Source organism: Candidatus Symbiobacter mobilis CR, assembly GCF_000477435.1.
Lineage (GTDB): Bacteria > Pseudomonadota > Gammaproteobacteria > Burkholderiales > Burkholderiaceae_C > Rhodoferax > Rhodoferax mobilis.
In genome coordinates, this window is sequence record NC_022576.1 from 1,311,286 (window position 1) to 1,329,089 (window position 17,804).

The following is a 17,804-nucleotide window of genomic DNA, read 5'->3' on the forward strand; positions in this document are numbered from 1 at the left end:
AAGCAAAACACCAGATGAGCGAATCTATCATCAACGAACAAGATTTTGAAAAGTTTCGCGAATATTTTTATCGCAAAACTGGAATCCAGTTCGAGCAGACAAAACGTTATTTCGTCGATAAACGATTGGAAGAACGCATAGAAGCCACCAATAGTGGGAGCTTCCGAAATTATTTCACAATGCTGCGGTTTGAGGCATCCGGTGAAGAACTTCAGCATCTGACCAACCTGATGACAGTCAATGAAACCTATTTCTTTCGCGAGGAATACCAGTTTCAATGTTTAGTCAAATCGATTCTTCCAGAATTGACAAAGAGTAAAAGAGATAGGAAGCCGATACGTGTCTGGGTCATTCCATCTTCTTCAGGCGAGGAATCCTATTCGATTGCGATATATCTTCTTGAATATTGGAACGAGATCGATATATGGGATATCGAGATCATCTCATCCGATATTGATACCAAGATTCTTCGCATGGCACGGGAAGGCGTGTATTCGCAGCGTTCTGTACAACATTTGCCAACAAAAATTCTGAATAAGTATTTCACAGCAAAATCAAGCGAATATCAAATTTGTGAAAGTTTGCGCCAAGCTGTGGAATTCACCCGAGTCAATTTATCTGATCGCGCCGATACCAGAGCATACCGGGATTTTGACGTCATCTTTTGCAGAAATCTGTTAATATATTTTGATGATGTTTCACGCAAAGCAGCAGCAGAGACATTTTATGATGCCATAAAACCAGGTGGTTTTGTTTGTTTGGGACATTCCGAATCCATGAGTCGTGTTTCTTCTCTTTACAAAGTTCGGAAATTTCCCGAAGCTATCGTATATCAAAAACCTTTGGAGGCACGATGAAACGCATCTTGATCATCGACGATGCGGCAACGGTACGCATGTATCACCGTAACATTCTAGAGGCAGCAGGCTACATTGTCGAGGAAGCAATGAATGGCATTGAAGCTTTGGAGAAAGCACTACAGAATCCATTTCAATTGTACATAGTCGACATCAATATGCCGAAGTTGGATGGTTACGGATTTTTGCGTGAATTACGTTCACAAGATATCGATCAGGCGCCAGCGATTATGATTTCAACGGAAGCGGAAGCCCGTGATCGTACAGTTGCTTTTGCCTCGGGCGCCAATGCGTTTTTGGTCAAACCTGTCAAACCAGATCAATTACTGGTCAACGTCAAGCTGCTGATTGAAGGGGTGGCATGAATCCACTGATTGAACAATTTCTCTCAGAATCGCGAGAATGCTTGCAGGGCATTGGCGCACGCCTGATGCAACTGGAAAATGCGCCGGAAGACTCCACCTTGATGGTGTCATTATTCCGATTGGTGCATACCCTCAAGGGCAACTGCGGATTATTCGAGTACCCGGAAATGACGCGGGTACTCCATGCAGGCGAAGACCTCATGGATCAGGTTCGGCGGGGCCAGGTGGCGTATACCAAAGATCTGGCTGATCGATTACTGGATGCCATGGATTTCGTCGGGATGCTGTGCGATGAGATCGAGTCTTCTGGAAGTGTTGGTGCAGGTCATGCAGCAGATTCGGTTCGCTTGGCGGAATCATTGCGGGAATTGCTCTGTAATGCAGAAGTCACTTCTCCAGAATCACCCGTTGCCACAGCGCCCAACAATCCTGCAACACGGAACGGTTCTGCGAAGAGTCACAAAAAACTATTGCATCTCGATCAAATACCCGAAGCGGTACGAATGCAAGCCTATCGTAGTGCGCAAGCAGGCGCCAATGTGCATTGGATTGATTACTCGCCTGCAGAAGATTGTTTTTTTCATGGCGACGATCCTTTTCACCAAGCACGCAATACGCCTGGTACGCTATGGGGATGTATTTCTGCACAAAAGGAATGGCCCAAACTGGCCGAGATGGATCCATACCAATGCTTGCTAAATTTTCATCTGCTGACCATTGCCTCGCGTGAAGAATTGGATGAATACTACCGCTATGTTGCAGATCAAATCCACTTGACGCCTGTGACACCGTTGTTGCTGGTGATACCACAAGGTGATCCGAATGGTGGGCCGGTGTACGACGATTTTGTATTTGATGCGCTTCGTCTTCTGGACGAAGGAAAAATGGAAGGGTTGGCACGCGCAGTTCGCACCCTGTTGGAAATTTCTGGGCCAGATTTGTGGCTTTCTTCTGCCTTGCGATGGCTGCTGCTCGTCATGGAATTCGAGCCGACGAATACCCAGGCTTTACGGACCATTATCCAATCGATTCATACCTTGAACCCTCCGCAGTGGAATGACATTCCCCCTGCTCCACAACAAAATCATGCCGATGCCCATGCCGATAGTCCCCAGCCCGCAGGTCTATTGACTGCAGAAGAAGCCGTTGCGATGGCGGAATTGGTTGAGGTACAGCGAAAAATACTATCTCTTCCCATAGAAGAAAATTGGCAACTGGGTCGAATCAAGTCGGTAGGTACAACCATTGCAGGTTTTCTGCGAACGCTGCATTTGTTGGAAGTACTGCCCAGCTTGGAAGTGGCTGTGGCCACGGCCATCAATGAAGCTTCTTCTGCGCCTTTGTTGACTTGGTTGGATAGCAGTGATTGGGTTTCCAAGCTATCCAGCCTTGTCCAAGAGCCAAATACTGAGAATAAAGCGGATCCGGTTATTCCGGCTATGGATTCGATAGAAACATTGGCTTTCTCGGATAGTACTGCTCCGGCTTCTACCTCCACAGCAGCATTGGGAACCAAATCCAAATTCGGTCGCCGCGCCGAAGACGCATGGAGTGATCCAAAAAGTTTGCGGGTAGATCAAATCAAAATTGACCGCCTGATGAATTTGATTGGTGAAATGGTAGTTTCAAAGAATGCTTTGCCGTACTTGGCAAGTCGAGCCGAAACTGTATTTGGCGTTCGTGATCTGGCGCGTGAAATCAAAGCTCAATATGCTGTGATCAACCGGATAGCCGAAGAGATGCAAGACGCCATTATGCAAGTCCGCATGATGCCCGTGTCATTTGTATTTCAACGTTTTCCGCGCCTCGTTCGCGACATTTCCAGAAAACTGAATAAAGAAGTCAATCTTGTTGTGGAAGGCGAAACAACGGAGGCAGACAAAAACATTATTGAGTCGCTGAGTGATCCACTTATACATATTATCCGAAATAGTCTCGACCATGGCTTCGAGCAACCGGACGTTCGACGCGCCGCAGGCAAGCCTGCGGCTGGGACGTTGACTATCCGTGCAAGTCAGGATTCGGATCATGTGGTCATTGAAATACAAGACGATGGCAACGGGATCGATCCGCAGATCATCAAGCGCAAAGCTTATGAAAAAGGCATTATTGATGAAGAAGCGTTGGATCGTCTTAGCGACCAAGATGCTATCAATCTTGTTTTTGCATCGGGTTTTTCGACGGCAACAGTCGTTTCAGACTTGTCCGGCCGAGGCGTTGGAATGGATGTTGTAAAGTCTGCCATCGAGAAAGTGAACGGCACAGTAATTCTGGAAAGTGAAAAAGGCCAAGGCACTCGCCTTCGCTTGTCTCTTCCTCTTTCCATGGCTGTGACCAATGTAATGATTATTGAATCCGATAGACAAGTTTTCGGTATCCCCATGGATACCGTGGTGGAAACAGTTCGCGTGCCACGCAGTGCGATATATACAATCAAAAATAATCTGGCGACAGTATTGAGGGGAAGAATCGTACCTTTGAAGTCGCTCAACACTTTATTAGGATTGACGGCAGCACCAATCACCAATGCAGACGACGAGTTGGCTGTGCTGGTAATCCGGCACAATAAAGAGTCAGTGGGGCTTCTCGTTGATGATTTCCGCGAAACGGTAGACATCATCCTCAAGCCTATGACTGGTGTGTTGTCTGGACTATCAGCATACTCTGGATCGGCATTGATGGGTGATGGGTCAGTTTTGATGGTATTGAACGTCAAGGAGATTTTTTGATGGCCATCGAGTACAAAAAAAACCAGGCACTGTTCCAAGACTTTGTCAGCGTCGAAGATGCTGAAACCTTGCTGGAATGGCTACTCAAAAAGTCCACAGCGCGTGTGGATATGTCAGCATGCACCCATCTTCATCCGGCGAATCTGCAAGTGTTGATGGTCGCAAAACCTGTCATCAGCGCGTGGCCCACAGATCAAGTATTGGCAACGTGGATCAAGTCCGTACTTCCAGCAAAGTCTTGACAATATTTTTGATCGAACCTATAGCATATAAATTTATTTTTGGAGAAGCAACGTGGCGAAAACAATCATGATTGTCGATGACTCTGCAACCATGTCCATGAGCGTCAAGGTCAATCTGGAAATTGCCGGTTTCAAGGTGGAAACGGCACCGGATGGCGTCAAAGCACTGGCCAAACTCAAAGCCGGCCTAAAACCCGACTTGATCATTACAGACATTAATATGCCGAACATGGACGGATTAGAACTGATCAAAAATATCCGTAGTCTGCCTGGCTTTCGGTTTACACCGATTCTTACCCTCACCACGGAGAGCTTGTCGTCCAAGCGCGATGAAGGGAAAAAATTGGGCGCCACCGGTTGGCTGGTCAAGCCTGTAGGCGGCGCCGACTTATTGAAAGTCATCAAACAAGTACTCCCTGGATCCTAAATGAATGAAAGATAGGTAATTCGTGGACTCTCAGAATCTTCCCTTTCCTCGTGTTGGGTTTAAATACAAGTTGATAGGAGCTGCGCTGGGGGCGGTTGGCATTACCTGCTTGATCAGCACATTTTGTTCTACCTGGCTACACGTCAACATACTCCAACCAGCAAATTTGACTTATGCGCATGAAATCACGATCACTGTCGTGCTCTCCATGCTGACATTTATCCCATTGACGGCACTGATTGCATGGCCATTTGCCAGCAAGGAGCTGGCTGTGCTATGGCAATTCATGAATGGTGTCGCCAAAGACACCAAGCAGGTTATCGACACGCACATACGTGTTGATGAGGCTATCGATGAGCAACTCAAGGTGGTCGTTGCAGACACTGACTCCGCAGCCATGACATTGATTCATCACGTAAAAAAACTCAATCATACTGCAACCCAATTGGTCAAGTACCTAGGAAGCTCTAATCTTTCAGCTCAGAACATGGATGATGAAATCGATGCCAGCGTTGCATCGATTCATAAAATTAGCGATTTCGTCAACCAACTTCCAAAAATGATTCGGGAAGATGTTATTGGCATCCAAAAAACAGCCATCAAAGAGATTGGTTCCCTGGGATCTTTTATCAAGATTATTAAAGAAATCAGTTTGCAAACCAATCTATTAGCGCTCAATGCTGCCATCGAAGCCGCACATGCTGGAGAATCAGGGCGTGGTTTTGCAGTAGTTGCCGGGGAGGTTCGCAAGCTGTCTATCCGTGCGGCCGAGGCCGCTTCCATGATAGAAAATGGTCTGAATGGAGCAAAGCGCTCCCTACAGGAAGGTTTGGGGGAAAGCCCTATAGAGCAACAAATTCTTGATGCTAGTACAGTTGTTTCGTCGATTCGTCGATTGCAGGAAGTCTATGAAGATATTCGACAATATTATAAAACGCTATTTATGGTTGTGACGGACCACAACAACAATTTGTCCAAGGAAATTGCCGAGATGCTTGGGCAAATTCAATTTCAGGACATTATGCGTCAGCGCATCGAGCGTGCAACCGAAGCGATTAACAAACGCAATCAAGTACTTGTTGAATTGTCACAGAACCTGGTGCATTCCCCTTCCGATCTGGGTGAGTTACCGTCGAAGATGCAGGAAGTTCTCGAAGAATATCTTGCACAGGAAAGATGTCATGCACCGGTTGATGAGTCAGGGGCAGGCGATGGCGATGGCGATGGCTTACCCAAGATTCAATTATTTTAAAACCTGTTATCTGGAGGGATGATGGCAACGAAACTATTAGAACCTATAGATCGGATGTTGACAAAACACCGTTCTGCTGTTCATGATGTATGGATAAACGAGCTGCTAACGATATGGAGCCAACATTACCAAAATGACCTGGAGGAAAGTGATTTGCGTATGCATGCAAATCGTTTGCTCAGTGAGTTGACTACGCTGTTTGGTGAACACTCCGGGGATGGTTCTCCACGGGTTGGCTCAGGTAGCGCTGTGGCTACCACTGTTCGGGAAATGAGTGTGCATCGCACTAAGACTGGTTTCAAGCCTACCGACACTGCGAAATTTGTGTTGATCTTGAAACGTGTGATGATGAATCATTTGGTACAAGATTCAGGGCAGACACCGACGCAGCTTGCTGCTTGTCTGACGGCGCTCAATGATGTTCTCGATCATCTTTCGTTGTTAATACTAGATTCTTATGTCGATACCCGAGAAAAAATCATCACGCAACAAAGCGCCTCCCTCTTGGAGTTATCCACCCCCATTATTAGATTATGGGATCAGATTTTGATGCTTCCACTGGTTGGCGTCATTGACACATTGCGTGCGAGACAATTTACAGAACGACTTCTTGAAGCTATCGCGCATTATGAAGCCACTGTAACGATCATTGACATTACAGGTGTGCCAGTTGTCGATACCAGCGTCGCTCGCCACATCATGAAAACGGTCGATGCAGCGCAACTACTGGGTAGCCGCATCATTATGACCGGTATTAGCCCGGCTAGTGCATTGACGCTGATCAAACTTGGTATCAGTTTCGAGGGAATGATTACCCGAGCAACATTGCGTGCTGGAGTTGCCGAAGCATTGCATTTGATCGGCAGGAGAATCGTCTCCCATACTGGAGCAAGATGATGATCATCCCGATTCTTCGACTCGATAATGTGCTGCTGGCATCGATTCAGATTGACCTATCCGATACGGAAGTTTTGCAGTTTCAAACCGATGTCGTGAACAAGATTTCAGAATCTGATACTTTAGGAATTGCTATTGATATTACTGCTTTAGAAGTTGTAGATTCATTTATGGCGCGCGTCATCAATGAAACTGCGAGTATGTCACGCCTTCTGGGTGCCGAGGTTGTGATTTGTGGAATCAGGCCCTATGTAGCGATGACTCTCGTCGAAATGGGTCGCGACCTGATTGCTGCGGATTGTGCATTCAACCTAAGTCAGGGCTTGGAAATGCTGAAAAATAAAATTCAAGCCCGAGGTGACAAATATCTGGCTTCAGGAGACGATTATGCACAGCCAGATTCCGTCTGAGTCCGTGCGAATTTTGTCTCCCCCTGATATCGTCCAGGCACGCACTACAGCCCGACGTATGGCGGCGGGGATTGGTTTTGGTATTGCAGACCAAATTCGCCTTGCCACAGCGGTATCCGAGTTGACACGCAATGTTCTCCAGTACGCAGGAATAGGTGTTTGTAGCTTTGAAGATGCGTCGGATGGTACTCAGATCCGCTTGCGCGCCACCGTGGAAGATAATGGGCCGGGTATTCTGGACATTGGCATGGCAATGAAAGATGGCTTCAGCACCAGCCATGGTCTGGGCGCTGGATTGCCTGGAACCAGGCGGCTCATGGACGTCTTTTACATTGAGTCAGTGCCTGGACTGACGCGAATCATCATCACGTTGGAGCGCGAACGACTGCTGGAATCGTCAAAGTGAGCGATATTCTTTTGCTCATTGAATCCGAAAGTGATATCGCCCAAGCTGCACGATGCAGCAGGATGTTGGCGGAATCGATCGGTTTCAATCAAGTTGAAAGCTGCTATGTGGCTACTGCTGCGTCGGAGTTGGCTGCCAATACCTTGTTCCATGGTGGTGGGGGAATGTTTGAGGCCCATGTTCTGATCCCGAAGCCAGGCATCGAGTTGATTAGCTCAGATAATGGCCCTGGTATTAAAGATTTGAATTTGGCAATGCGTGAAGGATATAGCACTACCGGCAGTCTTGGATGTGGTTTACCGGGTGCTTTGCGCTTGATGGACGAAATGTTTATTTTGACCCAACTCGGTGAAGGTACATCGGTTTGCGTACGAAAGTGGTGCAAATAAAACCGCCAATTACAGCACGGAACAGGGGTTCTTTAGGGGATTTTTCTTGGCGATGATCGCTTACGCAACTCTACCCAAAGATGGTGAAACCGATTGTGGTGATCGTTGTGGTTGGTGGACCTCACAACCAGGATACATGCTTATGGCGGTTGCTGACGGGTTGGGGCATGGTCTAGAAGCTGCCCAGGCTGCTGACTTGGCGATGCGGTGTGTGGGGGCATTGTCGAACGCATCCATGGAACATATTTTTTCTGAATGTGATGCCCACTTGCGATCCACACGAGGAGTAGCCATGGCTATTGCCGTGGTTCATCTGGAAAGTGGACTGGCAACGTTGGCTTCGGTGGGAAATATTCGCATGGTATTGTCTGCTGCATCCAAAGATTATCGATTTGGAGCGGCCCGTGGCATTGTTGGTGGGGGGTATGCACGTTTGTCTACAGAGCATATCTCTCTCGTACCTGGTGATGTATTGGCCATTTTTTCAGATGGCCTGAGTGAATTTACCGACTTGCGAACAGCCCTTGCAGCATCGCCTGACATTTCGGACTTGCATACTGCGAATCTATTACGTCTATGGGCTAACCGTAAGGATGACGCCGCTTTGCTGCTGTATCGTCATGCATCGTTGTCCACAGAAAAACCAACACCGGTTTGCAACCCCACTCTTTAGTGGTAGTACGCTATGAAACCAGGAATGCAAAGCGATTTTCGAAAAGCCGCTTCACGACTTTTACACTAATAAAACTCCCATGCCGCAACGCATAGGTCGCTCCAATCTCCAGCCCTCTGCGGCTCCCTGCAACCCGCAGAAGGATACGCAGCACGATACCCGGCCCTATGCCAAGCAGTATGCCCACCTGCTTACACGTTTTGCTTTGTCCGATGGTGAAGAAGAAGGCGAGGTATTCTTGGCAGAGGCATTCGAGCTTGGCCGCGCCATGATGGATCAACAATTGCCGCCCGATGCAGTCACGATGATCCATCATGAGGCTTTGCTCAACTTTGCAGATACGCATCCAGCGCTCGTATCACCAGTGGTCGCCCATCGCTTGACGCACCCTTTGATAGAAATGACCATGGCGTATGGCATGGCTTTTCGTGAGCAAATGGAAAAGCAATATCAAAATATACTCAATACCCGCCTGGAAGAATCTCGCAAGTTGGAGGCTGTAGGGACACTGGCTGCAGGCATTGCGCATGACTTCAACAATTTGCTAGGAAGTATCATTGGTTTTGCCGAGATGGCGGGGGATTACTTGGGGGAAGACACGCCGGGAAAGAGAGATATTCAGCAAGTCCTCAAAGCGAGTTTTCGAGCACGTGATTTGGTGGCAAGGCTATTGGCATTTGCCAGACAATCTCCGCTCCATCCCACCCCCATGGACTTACTGACCGAAGTCAAGGAAACGTTGGACTTGTTGCGTGCCACTTTGCCACCTGGCGTGCAGACGTCTTTGGAGTCCGACATGGAGCAGGCTACCATCCTCGCCGATCCTTCGCAGATTCAACAAATCGTCATGAATTTGTGCATCAATGCTGCAGATGCGCTGAACGATAACGGATGCGTAGATATTCGAATCTTTGCCGTTCCAGAAAACGATGTATTGGATGCCATCCCCGTTCGCAAAGTGTGTTTGATGGTGGCTGATCATGGAACGGGAATGTCGCATGCAACGCTGGAAAGTGTCTTCAATCCATTCTTTACGACCAAGGCCCCTGGCAAAGGCAGTGGACTGGGATTATCGGTGGTCTATGGAATCGTGCAAAGCCTGGGAGGAGCAATCCAGGTAGAAAGTCGTACGCGGGGCGACAATCGGGGAACCGTCTTCAAGGTATATTTACCGCGTATAAATAATCCTTAATCTTCGTGAGAGAAATGATATGGCGAATATTCTTGTGATTGACGATGATGAACAATTCCGCGCGATGCTGACACAAATGCTAACGCAGGAAAGACATCGTGTGACTGCCGCAACGGATGGGAAGATGGGTTTGGAACTGCTTTCGCATTTTACCCCAGATTTGATCATTACAGATATTCTCATGCCCAACAAGGATGGGATTGAATTGATACTGGAATTGGTTCACAAGGGCTGTACGATCCCTATGATTGCTATTTCCGGTGGCCGCCGTTCCATTCATGCACAATTTAATCTTGATTCGGCTACCTTGATGGGTGTCAATGCAACCCTCACCAAACCTTTCACACGCGAAGACTTGCGAAATGCCATTCGTCAGGTTCTTGCTGGAAGTGGCTCTTGAGAGCATTGTGCTTTTTTGGTAAACATCCCTTCTGTGGTGACCAGGTATGACTGCGCTTCAAGTGATAGCAATTTCCAATCGCAAGGGTGGTACCGGGAAATCTACGGTATCGGTCAATCTTTCCGCAGAATTGGCGCGACTGGGTCGACGAGTACTCCTGATCGATCTCGATTCCCAAGGGCACTGTGCGGTGGGTTTGGGCGTCAAGGTGCATCGTGACGACACGGTAGTTCACAGCCTATTCACCGACCCCCATGCCAAGCTCTCCATGCTCGTTCGGCCCACTGCTTTTCCCAATCTTTCCCTGGCGCCGGCAGATCAGCGGTTTGAACACGGCAGTGGTGAGCGCGACGAGCTTCGGCTTGCGCGTGCGTTGGCGGAAGAGGACATTGCCCAGCGCTTCGACGTGGTGATTGTGGACACCCCGCCTTCTTTGGATTATTTGCTGCTGAATGCGCTGACCGCAGCAAACTGGCTCATGATCCCTTTTGTTCCGCATCACTTGGGATTCGAGGGGGTATTGCAGTTGATGCGGGTGCTTTTCAAGGTGATTTCTGGCCCCAATCCGCAATTGAAAATACTGGGGTTTCTCCCCACCATTGCTGCGGACCATATTCGTCAGCACCGTACCATTAGCGCCGAAGTCTCCCGGCAATTCGGCGCGAATCGCTTGCTTCCGGGTATTCGCAATGACATCCGTTTGGCCGAGGCGTTCGCTGCAGGGCAACCCATTTGCCAATATGCCCCCAAGTCCAGAGGGGCGGAAGATTTCGTCAAATTGGCGGCACATATCGTGCCCGCATTGGCCCCACAACGCATGGAATGACTGCCTTGCCACCATCGCAATCACCATCGCACTCGCACTCACGCGCTGTTTTGCCCCAGCCTGGTTCCCCACCCCATGTTTGACCTCACCAGCCTCCCGCGTGAACGCATCGCCCACCACTGCGTCTGCTGTGGCAGCAGTGCTTTGCTCTCTGCCCCGGCCATCCTGATGCCTTTCGTGGCCCACCGTGTCTTCGGATGGGAGCCTGTGCTGATCGACGAAAGCTGGGGATTGCAGACGATTCGGCAAGGCAATGCCTATGCCGTGTGCAAGTCCTTGCACTGCACGGTGTGCGGGCTGTTGTTTCTCGATATCCGATTCAGCGACCAAGAAATGTCCCGGCTGTACCACGACTACCGTGGCGAGGAATACACCAGTCTGCGCGAACGGTACGAGCCTGGCTACACCCAGCGTAACGACAACCTCAATGCGGGAATCACGTACCGGGAAGACATTGAGCAATTCCTTGCACCGTTCTTGCACGAACCCCTGCACGTGCTGGACTGGGGCGGCGATACAGGGCGGAACACGCCTTTTCAGCATCGCGCCGAAGTCTGGGACATTTACGACATCAGCGATAAGGCCGTGCTGCCCGGGGCGCGGCGTGTAGACCCCGCACAGCTTGGGGATCGCAAATACTCGCTCATCGTTTGTAGCAATGTGCTCGAACACATCCCCTACCCTGCCGATGTACTGGGGGATATTCGCCGCCACATGGACAGCCAGTCTGTGCTGTACATCGAAGTGCCGCTGGAAGACGTGGTGCGTTGCAATGCCGACAACCTGCATCGGCACAAAAAGCATTGGCACGAACACATCAATTTCTACACCGCACCGTCCCTGACCAAGCTGGTCGAAAACCTCGGGCTGCGGGTGCTGTCGTTGCGCCCCTTGCAAGCAGCCAATGCCGGGCGCACCGGGCATTGGTGGCAAATGGCTTGCGCCCTCGATTCCTGAACAGTGCAGCCTACCCCATGCCGATAATCGAGCAATGGCCTTTTTGCTCGTAGACGTAGGAAATACCCGCCTGAAATGGGCGTTGTACGCCGCTCCCCGCCGTGGGGCTTCGGTGTTGGCGCAAGGGGTGGCATTTCTGGACAACATCGAACAACTCCCGCACGGGGACTGGTTGGGGCTGCCAGCGCCAACTGGGATGCTCGGCTGCTGCGTGGCCAGCGATGCCGCGCGGCGTAGGGTCGCGGAACAGATGGAGCTGTGGGAAGTCTCTGCCCAATGGGTTCATGCCAGCACTGCGGAATGCGGCGTAACCAACGGCTACGACACCCCCAACCGCCTGGGTGCTGATCGCTGGGTGGCGATGATCGGCGCCTGGCACCGTTGCCAAGCCGATTACCGGCCCATCGTCGTAGCCATGGTCGGCACGGCAGTGACCGTGGATGCCATCGACCCGCAAGGGCGCTTTCTGGGGGGGTGGATCCTGCCCGGGCACGGGATCATGTTGCGCGCGCTGCAATCCGGCACTGCGGGGCTGCACGTCCCCACGGGCACGGTCTGCGACTTTCCCACCAATACCAGCGACGCGCTCACTACCGGCGGCACCTACGCCATCGCCGCATCCATCGGGCGCATGGTGTCCCAACTGGCGCAACGCTTTGGAACGCAACCGGCCTGCATCGTGGGCGGTGGCGCGGCGTGGAAGGTAGCGCCCAGCATCACGGTGCCCCATACCCTAGTGGAAAACCTCGTTTTCGAGGGGCTGCTCGACATCGCCGAAAAGCGCTGTGCCCATGCCCGCCCCTGAGAACACACGGCAGCCTGCCCCTGCGGGCAACCCCTTTCGGAGCCATGCATCATGACCCTGGCATTCCACCGCGTGGGGCTGGTCGGCAAGTACCACGACGCCAACCTGGCAGCGCGCGGAGGCAAGGCGGTGGAAGACTTGCTCTCCGTGGCACGGTTTTTGGAGCAGCGTGGCTGCGCCGTCGACATCGAAGAGGAATGGGCGCGGTATGAGGGCGTCACGGACTGCACCTCGCGCAGTCTCGAAGACATGGGCCGGGAATGCGATCTCGTCGTCGTCGTCGGCGGTGACGGCACGATGCTTGGGGTGGCCCGGCAGCTCGCGCCTTTTTCGGTTCCGCTCATTGGCATCAACCAGGGGCGGCTGGGGTTTATCACTGACATCTCGTACCGCGACTTCGCCTCCAGCCTGGCGCTCGTCCTCGAAGGCGAGTACATCGAAGACCACCGCTGCCTGATCGACGCACAGGTGCTGCGTGCGGGGAGCGTCGTCTTTGCGGCCCTTGCGCTGAACGATGTCGTCGTCAACCGGGGTGCGACGGCGGGGATGGTCGAGCTGCAAGTGCGCGTCGACGGCCATTTCGTCGCCAGCCAACGCGCAGACGGGCTGATCGTGGCCTCCGCCACCGGCTCGACCGCGTACAACCTATCCGCAGGCGGGCCGCTACTGCACCCTGCCGTGGCGGGCTGGGTGCTCGCACCCATCGCCCCCCACACCTTGTCCAACCGACCCATCGTCCTGCCCAATTCGAGCACGATCACCCTCGAAATCGTCGCCGGGCGCGATGCCAGCGCCAGCTTCGACACCCAATCGCTGGCCAGCCTGGCTGTGGGGGATTGCATTGCCGTGCGCCTCTCCGAACACCGTGCGCGCTTTTTGCATCCCCATGGGTGGTCGTACTTCGATACCTTGCGGCGGAAACTACTCTGGAATGAAAGGGGATTGCTGCCGTGAGCCTGAAGCGACTGGTATTGCGCAATTTCGTTCTCGTCGATGCGCTCGAACTGGACCTGGCGCAGGGGTTTTCGGTCTTGACTGGCGAGACGGGCGCAGGCAAATCGATCTTGGTCGATGCCTTGCAGTGGGCGACCGGTGGGCGCGCCGACGCGAGCCTGATCCGCGAAGGCGCAGACCGTGCCGAAGTCGCTGCGGAGTTCGATGCTGACGCAGCCCTCGAAACCTGGCTCAGCGATGCTGGGTTCCACGCCGAAGAATCGCTGCTGCTGCGCAGAACGATTGACCGCCAAGGCAAAAGCCGGGCATGGATCAACGGCAGCCCCGCGACCGCTTCCCAATTGCGCATGGTGGGGGAGCGGCTGCTGGACATCCACGGGCAGCACGCCTGGCAAAGCCTGATCCGCCCCGACGCTATGGCCGGGCTGCTTGATGCCTACGCGCAGACTTCCAACGCAGACGTAGCCGCGTGCTGGAGCCAGTGGAAACAGGCCGTGGAGCAGCGGGAAGCAGCGCGATCCCGGCAAGATGCGATCCAGCGCGAACGCCAGCAGCTTGCGTGGCAGGTCGAAGAACTGGAACGACTCTCCCCCGGCGCAAACGAGTGGCCCGAACTTAACGCCGAGCACCACCGCCTGGCGCACGCTCAAAGCCTGATCGACGCTGCCTCCGAAGCCGTGCGCCTGCTGGACGAGAACGAGGCCAACGCGGTATCGATGCTCGTTCGCGCAGCAGACCTATTGCAACAACAAGGGCAGATCGAACCCGTGTTTGCCGAAGTGGGGCAAACCCTGCACGAGAACGTGGCGCAGGTGCAGGACGGGCTACGCACCCTGCGCGCCTACTTGGCCAAAGCCGAACTCGACCCCGAACGGCTGGCCGTCGTTGACGAACGCATTGCAAACTGGATGTCCCTGGCGCGGCGCTACCAGCACCACCCCGAAGAACTGCCCGCATTGCTGGAGCGATGGAAGCAGGAACTGGCCGGGCTGGAGCAGGCGTGCGACCTGCGCGCGCTCGACGCTGCTGTCGCAGACACCCTGGCGCGGTACCACGAGGCTGCACGCACGCTCAGCGCCGAACGTGCCCACGCCGCGCCCAAGCTGGCTACGGCGATCACGGCCCTGCTGCAAGAACTGGGCATGCCTGGGGGATGCTTCGACGTCGCGCTACAGCCTATCGAGACGCCCGCACGCAATGGGATGGAGGAAGTGGGCTTTCTCGTAGCCGGGCACGTGGGCAGCACGCCCCGGCCCATCCAAAAGGTGGCCTCCGGCGGAGAACTCTCGCGCATCGCGCTGGCGATTGCCGTCACCACCAGCCAATTGGGCGGCGCGCAGACGCTGATCTTCGACGAGGTGGACACCGGCGTGGGCGGCGCCGTCGCGCAAACCATTGGCCGCCTGCTGGGCAAGCTCGGCGCCGAACGGCAAGTCTTCGCCGTCACCCACCTGCACCAGGTAGCCGCATGCGCGGATCACCACTGGGTCGTATCCAAAAGCCTGCACGGCGAGAAAACACGCAGTACCGTGGAACCCGTGGAAGGCGAAGCCCGCGTGGTGGAACTAGCCCGGATGCTGGGCGGCGCAAGGCAAACGGAAAGCACCCTGGCGCATGCGCGGGATTTGTTGGGGGAGAGGGGGGAGTGATGTTGTTGATGCAAAACGGCAATACGAAATGATTGTTGGTGTAAGTTTCTTTGCGACAGCGCGGCATCCCTGCCATGACTGTGCGCAGACACCCTGAATCAGGAAAGTTATTGCAGTGCATCGCAGCCCCAACCCTTTTTCCACTGGGTACGGGGCGTTTGGAGAAGCCTCTTCGCGACTTGCACAGGGCACAACATGGCAAACATCCTGATCCTTGGCGGCACGGGCCATACCGGCAAATGGATAGCAAGACATTTGCTCGAACAGTCTGACGTGACCGTAACCATCGCCGGACGACATCCAGAGCAAGCACATGCCGTTGCCGAGGAGTGGAATCGGCAATACCCTGGTCAACGTGTGGCTGGGGTGTATGCGAACACCGCCGATGCGCCCTCTTTGCGAGCGGCATTCGCAGGGCATACCCTCGTCGTCGTGGCCGCACCGACCACGAATCATGCGGAAACCGTGGTTCGTACTGCATTGGAAACAGGTGTCGACTATCTCGATATTCAGCTCGGGGCCAAAAAGTTTGCGTTGTTGCAATCCCTGGCCACAGAGATCCAACGCCAAGGCAGGTGTTGTATTACGGAAGCCGGATTCCATCCGGGGCTTCCTTCCGCATTGGTGCGTTACGCTGCCACCCAGTTGGATACGCTCGATAGCGCAAACGTCTGCGGCTATCTGCAAATAGGCAAAGATCTGCCTTATACGGAATCCGTAGAAGAATTGATCGAATGTTTCAAGGACTACCAGGGCCAGGTGTACCGAAACGGCCATTGGACAAAGACCGACGAATTCATCACACGCAAAACCGATTTTGGAAGCGATATTGGTTGGAAAAACTGCTATGCCATGTTTTTCGAGGAATTGCGCCCTCTGCCAGACCTTTATCCCTCACTCCAAGAGACGGGCTTCTATATCTCCGAATCGCATTGGGTGATGGATTGGATCCTCATTCCCATGATCATGGCATTACTGAAAATCATGCCCCATGCCGTGCGCCCAATCGGGAAATTGCTGTGGTGGGGCATGCGCACTTTTCACCAACCGCCTTATCGGGTCGAATTGCAATGGCAGGCATCCGGCCTCAAGGATGGGCAGAGGGCGACAGTCCACGGAACCCTTTCGCACCCCGATGGGTACGTGTTCACAGCCATTGCCGTGGTAGCCGCGTTGCTGCAATATGTGGACGGTTCTGCCAGAAAACCCGGACTGTGGATGATGGGGCACCTTGTGGAGCCGATCCGTCTCATGCAGGACATGGAAAGAATGGGGATTCAATGCAGAACCGGTACGCAATAACCACAGAACCAATGCGGACCATCCCGGAAACACAGCCCATACCCCACGTCACCCGCACCAAATGTGCCACGGAAGGGAGAACGATATGACGAAGCAGACCCCAGGCGATGCGCGCAGTACAGACGACGTGCTGGAGCTGGTGTTGATTACCGGAATGTCCGGTTCCGGCAAGTCCGTGGCACTCAATGCGCTGGAGGACGTGGGCTACTACTGTGTCGACAACCTACCCCCTGGGCTGATGACGGCCCTGGTCGAATGGCAACGTGCCGGCGCAGGGAGGTTGCTGGCCATTGCCATCGACGCCCGCAGCGCAGCGGCGTTGCCGGAAGTGCCTGCCCAACTGGATCGGCTGCGCACGCAAGGGGTGCGGGTGTCGTGCCTGTTTCTGGACGCATCCACCCCCACGCTGGTGCGGCGTTTTTCGGAGACACGGCGGCGGCATCCTTTGTCCGAAACCTCCCACGTCGGGCTGGACGGGCACCCGCAGCGTGCGTTGAATGAGGCGCTCGAACTGGAGCGCGGGCTGCTGGCCGCATTGCGCGACCAAGCTCATGTGGTCGATACGAGCGTGCTGCGCCCCACGCAACTGCAAAGCTACGTCAAGGCGCTATTCCCGGTGCAATCCCCTCGGATGACGCTGGTGTTCGAATCTTTTGCCTTCAAGCGCGGCCTTCCCAATGATGCGGATTTCGTCTTCGACGTGCGCATGCTCCCCAATCCGCATTACGAACCCGACCTACGCGAACTGACCGGACGTGACGAACCCGTGGCTGCCTTTTTGCGCCAGCAACCCGACGTCGGCAAGATGCTCGGGCAGGTGCGCGGATTTCTGGAAGACTGGCTTGGCGCGATGGAAGGCAACCACCGCAGCTACGTCACCGTCGCCATAGGCTGTACCGGCGGCCAGCACCGATCGGTCTATCTGGTCGAGCAACTGGCCCTGCACTTCGCCCCCCACTGGGCTACCTTGCGCCGACACCGGGAGCTCGACGCACAGCCCACGGGCGGGTAAGGATGCCAAGGGTGCCTTGCTACACTCATTTTTTCCCTGCCCACACCCTACTTTGCTGCC

Annotated in this window: 20 protein-coding genes; all 20 read left to right on the top strand. The window is 53.5% G+C overall.

Annotated features, from left to right (window positions below):
* The first annotated feature begins 14 nt into the window (after positions 1-14).
* The 20 genes from CENROD_RS05365 (at position 15) to rapZ (ending at position 17,744) form a co-directional block, all read left to right on the top strand.
* Complete coding sequence (locus CENROD_RS05365; protein WP_022772148.1) at positions 15-857, top strand: CheR family methyltransferase; 843 nt, start codon at positions 15-17, stop codon at positions 855-857.
* Positions 854-1,222: a response regulator transcription factor gene (locus tag CENROD_RS05370; protein WP_022772151.1), complete on the top strand. Its 369-nt coding sequence runs from the start codon at positions 854-856 to the stop codon at positions 1,220-1,222. The genes CENROD_RS05365 and CENROD_RS05370 overlap by 4 nt, the downstream gene beginning before the upstream one ends.
* Positions 1,219-3,951 carry a chemotaxis protein CheA gene (locus CENROD_RS05375; protein WP_022772154.1) on the top strand — a complete coding sequence of 911 codons (2,733 nt, stop codon included), beginning with the start codon at positions 1,219-1,221 and terminating at the stop codon, positions 3,949-3,951. The genes CENROD_RS05370 and CENROD_RS05375 overlap by 4 nt, the downstream gene beginning before the upstream one ends.
* Positions 3,951-4,193 carry a hypothetical protein gene (locus CENROD_RS05380; protein WP_022772158.1) on the top strand — a complete coding sequence of 81 codons (243 nt, stop codon included), beginning with the start codon at positions 3,951-3,953 and terminating at the stop codon, positions 4,191-4,193. Before CENROD_RS05375 ends, CENROD_RS05380 begins: the two co-directional genes overlap by 1 nt.
* Before the next feature lie 52 nt (positions 4,194-4,245).
* Entirely contained in the window at positions 4,246-4,620 is a 375-nt protein-coding gene (locus CENROD_RS05385; protein WP_041193299.1) for a response regulator, read from the top strand.
* Positions 4,621-4,642: 22 nt separating this feature from the next.
* Entirely contained in the window at positions 4,643-5,872 is a 1,230-nt protein-coding gene (locus CENROD_RS05390; protein WP_051360312.1) for a methyl-accepting chemotaxis protein, read from the top strand.
* Between the two features lie 21 nt (positions 5,873-5,893).
* Positions 5,894-6,769 carry an STAS domain-containing protein gene (locus CENROD_RS05395; RefSeq protein WP_041194141.1) on the top strand — a complete coding sequence of 292 codons (876 nt, stop codon included), beginning with the start codon at positions 5,894-5,896 and terminating at the stop codon, positions 6,767-6,769.
* On the top strand, positions 6,766-7,179 hold the full coding sequence (locus tag CENROD_RS05400; RefSeq protein WP_238551829.1) for an STAS domain-containing protein: 414 nt from the start codon (positions 6,766-6,768) through the stop codon (positions 7,177-7,179). The genes CENROD_RS05395 and CENROD_RS05400 overlap by 4 nt, the downstream gene beginning before the upstream one ends.
* Before the next feature lie 58 nt (positions 7,180-7,237).
* Positions 7,238-7,585, top strand: coding sequence for an anti-sigma regulatory factor (locus CENROD_RS05405; RefSeq protein WP_238551830.1), 348 nt, complete (start codon positions 7,238-7,240; stop codon positions 7,583-7,585).
* Positions 7,582-7,974: an anti-sigma regulatory factor gene (locus CENROD_RS05410; protein ID WP_041193301.1), complete on the top strand. Its 393-nt coding sequence runs from the start codon at positions 7,582-7,584 to the stop codon at positions 7,972-7,974. The genes CENROD_RS05405 and CENROD_RS05410 overlap by 4 nt, the downstream gene beginning before the upstream one ends.
* 136 nt (positions 7,975-8,110) lie before the next feature.
* A complete protein-coding gene (locus CENROD_RS13045; RefSeq protein ID WP_274518157.1) occupies positions 8,111-8,647 on the top strand; it encodes a SpoIIE family protein phosphatase in 537 nt (178 codons plus the stop codon).
* 79 nt (positions 8,648-8,726) lie between these two features.
* Entirely contained in the window at positions 8,727-9,839 is a 1,113-nt protein-coding gene (locus tag CENROD_RS05420; protein WP_022772186.1) for a sensor histidine kinase, read from the top strand.
* A gap of 19 nt (positions 9,840-9,858) precedes the next feature.
* The gene (locus CENROD_RS05425) at positions 9,859-10,239 is read left to right on the top strand and encodes a response regulator (RefSeq protein WP_022772190.1); all 381 of its coding nucleotides are present in this window, start codon (positions 9,859-9,861) and stop codon (positions 10,237-10,239) included.
* 46 nt (positions 10,240-10,285) lie between these two features.
* Positions 10,286-11,065, top strand: a complete 780-nt coding sequence (locus tag CENROD_RS05430; RefSeq protein WP_022772194.1) for a ParA family protein — start codon at positions 10,286-10,288, stop codon at positions 11,063-11,065.
* Between the two features lie 75 nt (positions 11,066-11,140).
* The gene (locus tag CENROD_RS05435) at positions 11,141-12,022 is read left to right on the top strand and encodes a class I SAM-dependent methyltransferase (protein WP_022772197.1); all 882 of its coding nucleotides are present in this window, start codon (positions 11,141-11,143) and stop codon (positions 12,020-12,022) included.
* A 34-nt stretch (positions 12,023-12,056) separates the two neighbouring features.
* The gene (locus tag CENROD_RS05440; RefSeq protein WP_022772200.1) at positions 12,057-12,827 is read left to right on the top strand and encodes a type III pantothenate kinase; all 771 of its coding nucleotides are present in this window, start codon (positions 12,057-12,059) and stop codon (positions 12,825-12,827) included.
* 51 nt (positions 12,828-12,878) lie between these two features.
* Complete coding sequence (locus CENROD_RS05445; protein ID WP_022772203.1) at positions 12,879-13,781, top strand: NAD kinase; 903 nt, start codon at positions 12,879-12,881, stop codon at positions 13,779-13,781.
* Complete coding sequence (gene recN / locus CENROD_RS05450) at positions 13,778-15,430, top strand: DNA repair protein RecN (protein WP_022772206.1); 1,653 nt, start codon at positions 13,778-13,780, stop codon at positions 15,428-15,430. The genes CENROD_RS05445 and recN overlap by 4 nt, the downstream gene beginning before the upstream one ends.
* Positions 15,431-15,625: 195 nt before the next feature.
* Positions 15,626-16,732, top strand: coding sequence for a saccharopine dehydrogenase family protein (locus tag CENROD_RS05455; RefSeq protein ID WP_022772209.1), 1,107 nt, complete (start codon positions 15,626-15,628; stop codon positions 16,730-16,732).
* Positions 16,733-16,817: 85 nt separating this feature from the next.
* Complete coding sequence (rapZ, locus tag CENROD_RS05460) at positions 16,818-17,744, top strand: RNase adapter RapZ (RefSeq protein WP_022772213.1); 927 nt, start codon at positions 16,818-16,820, stop codon at positions 17,742-17,744.
* Positions 17,745-17,804: the final 60 nt, after the last annotated feature.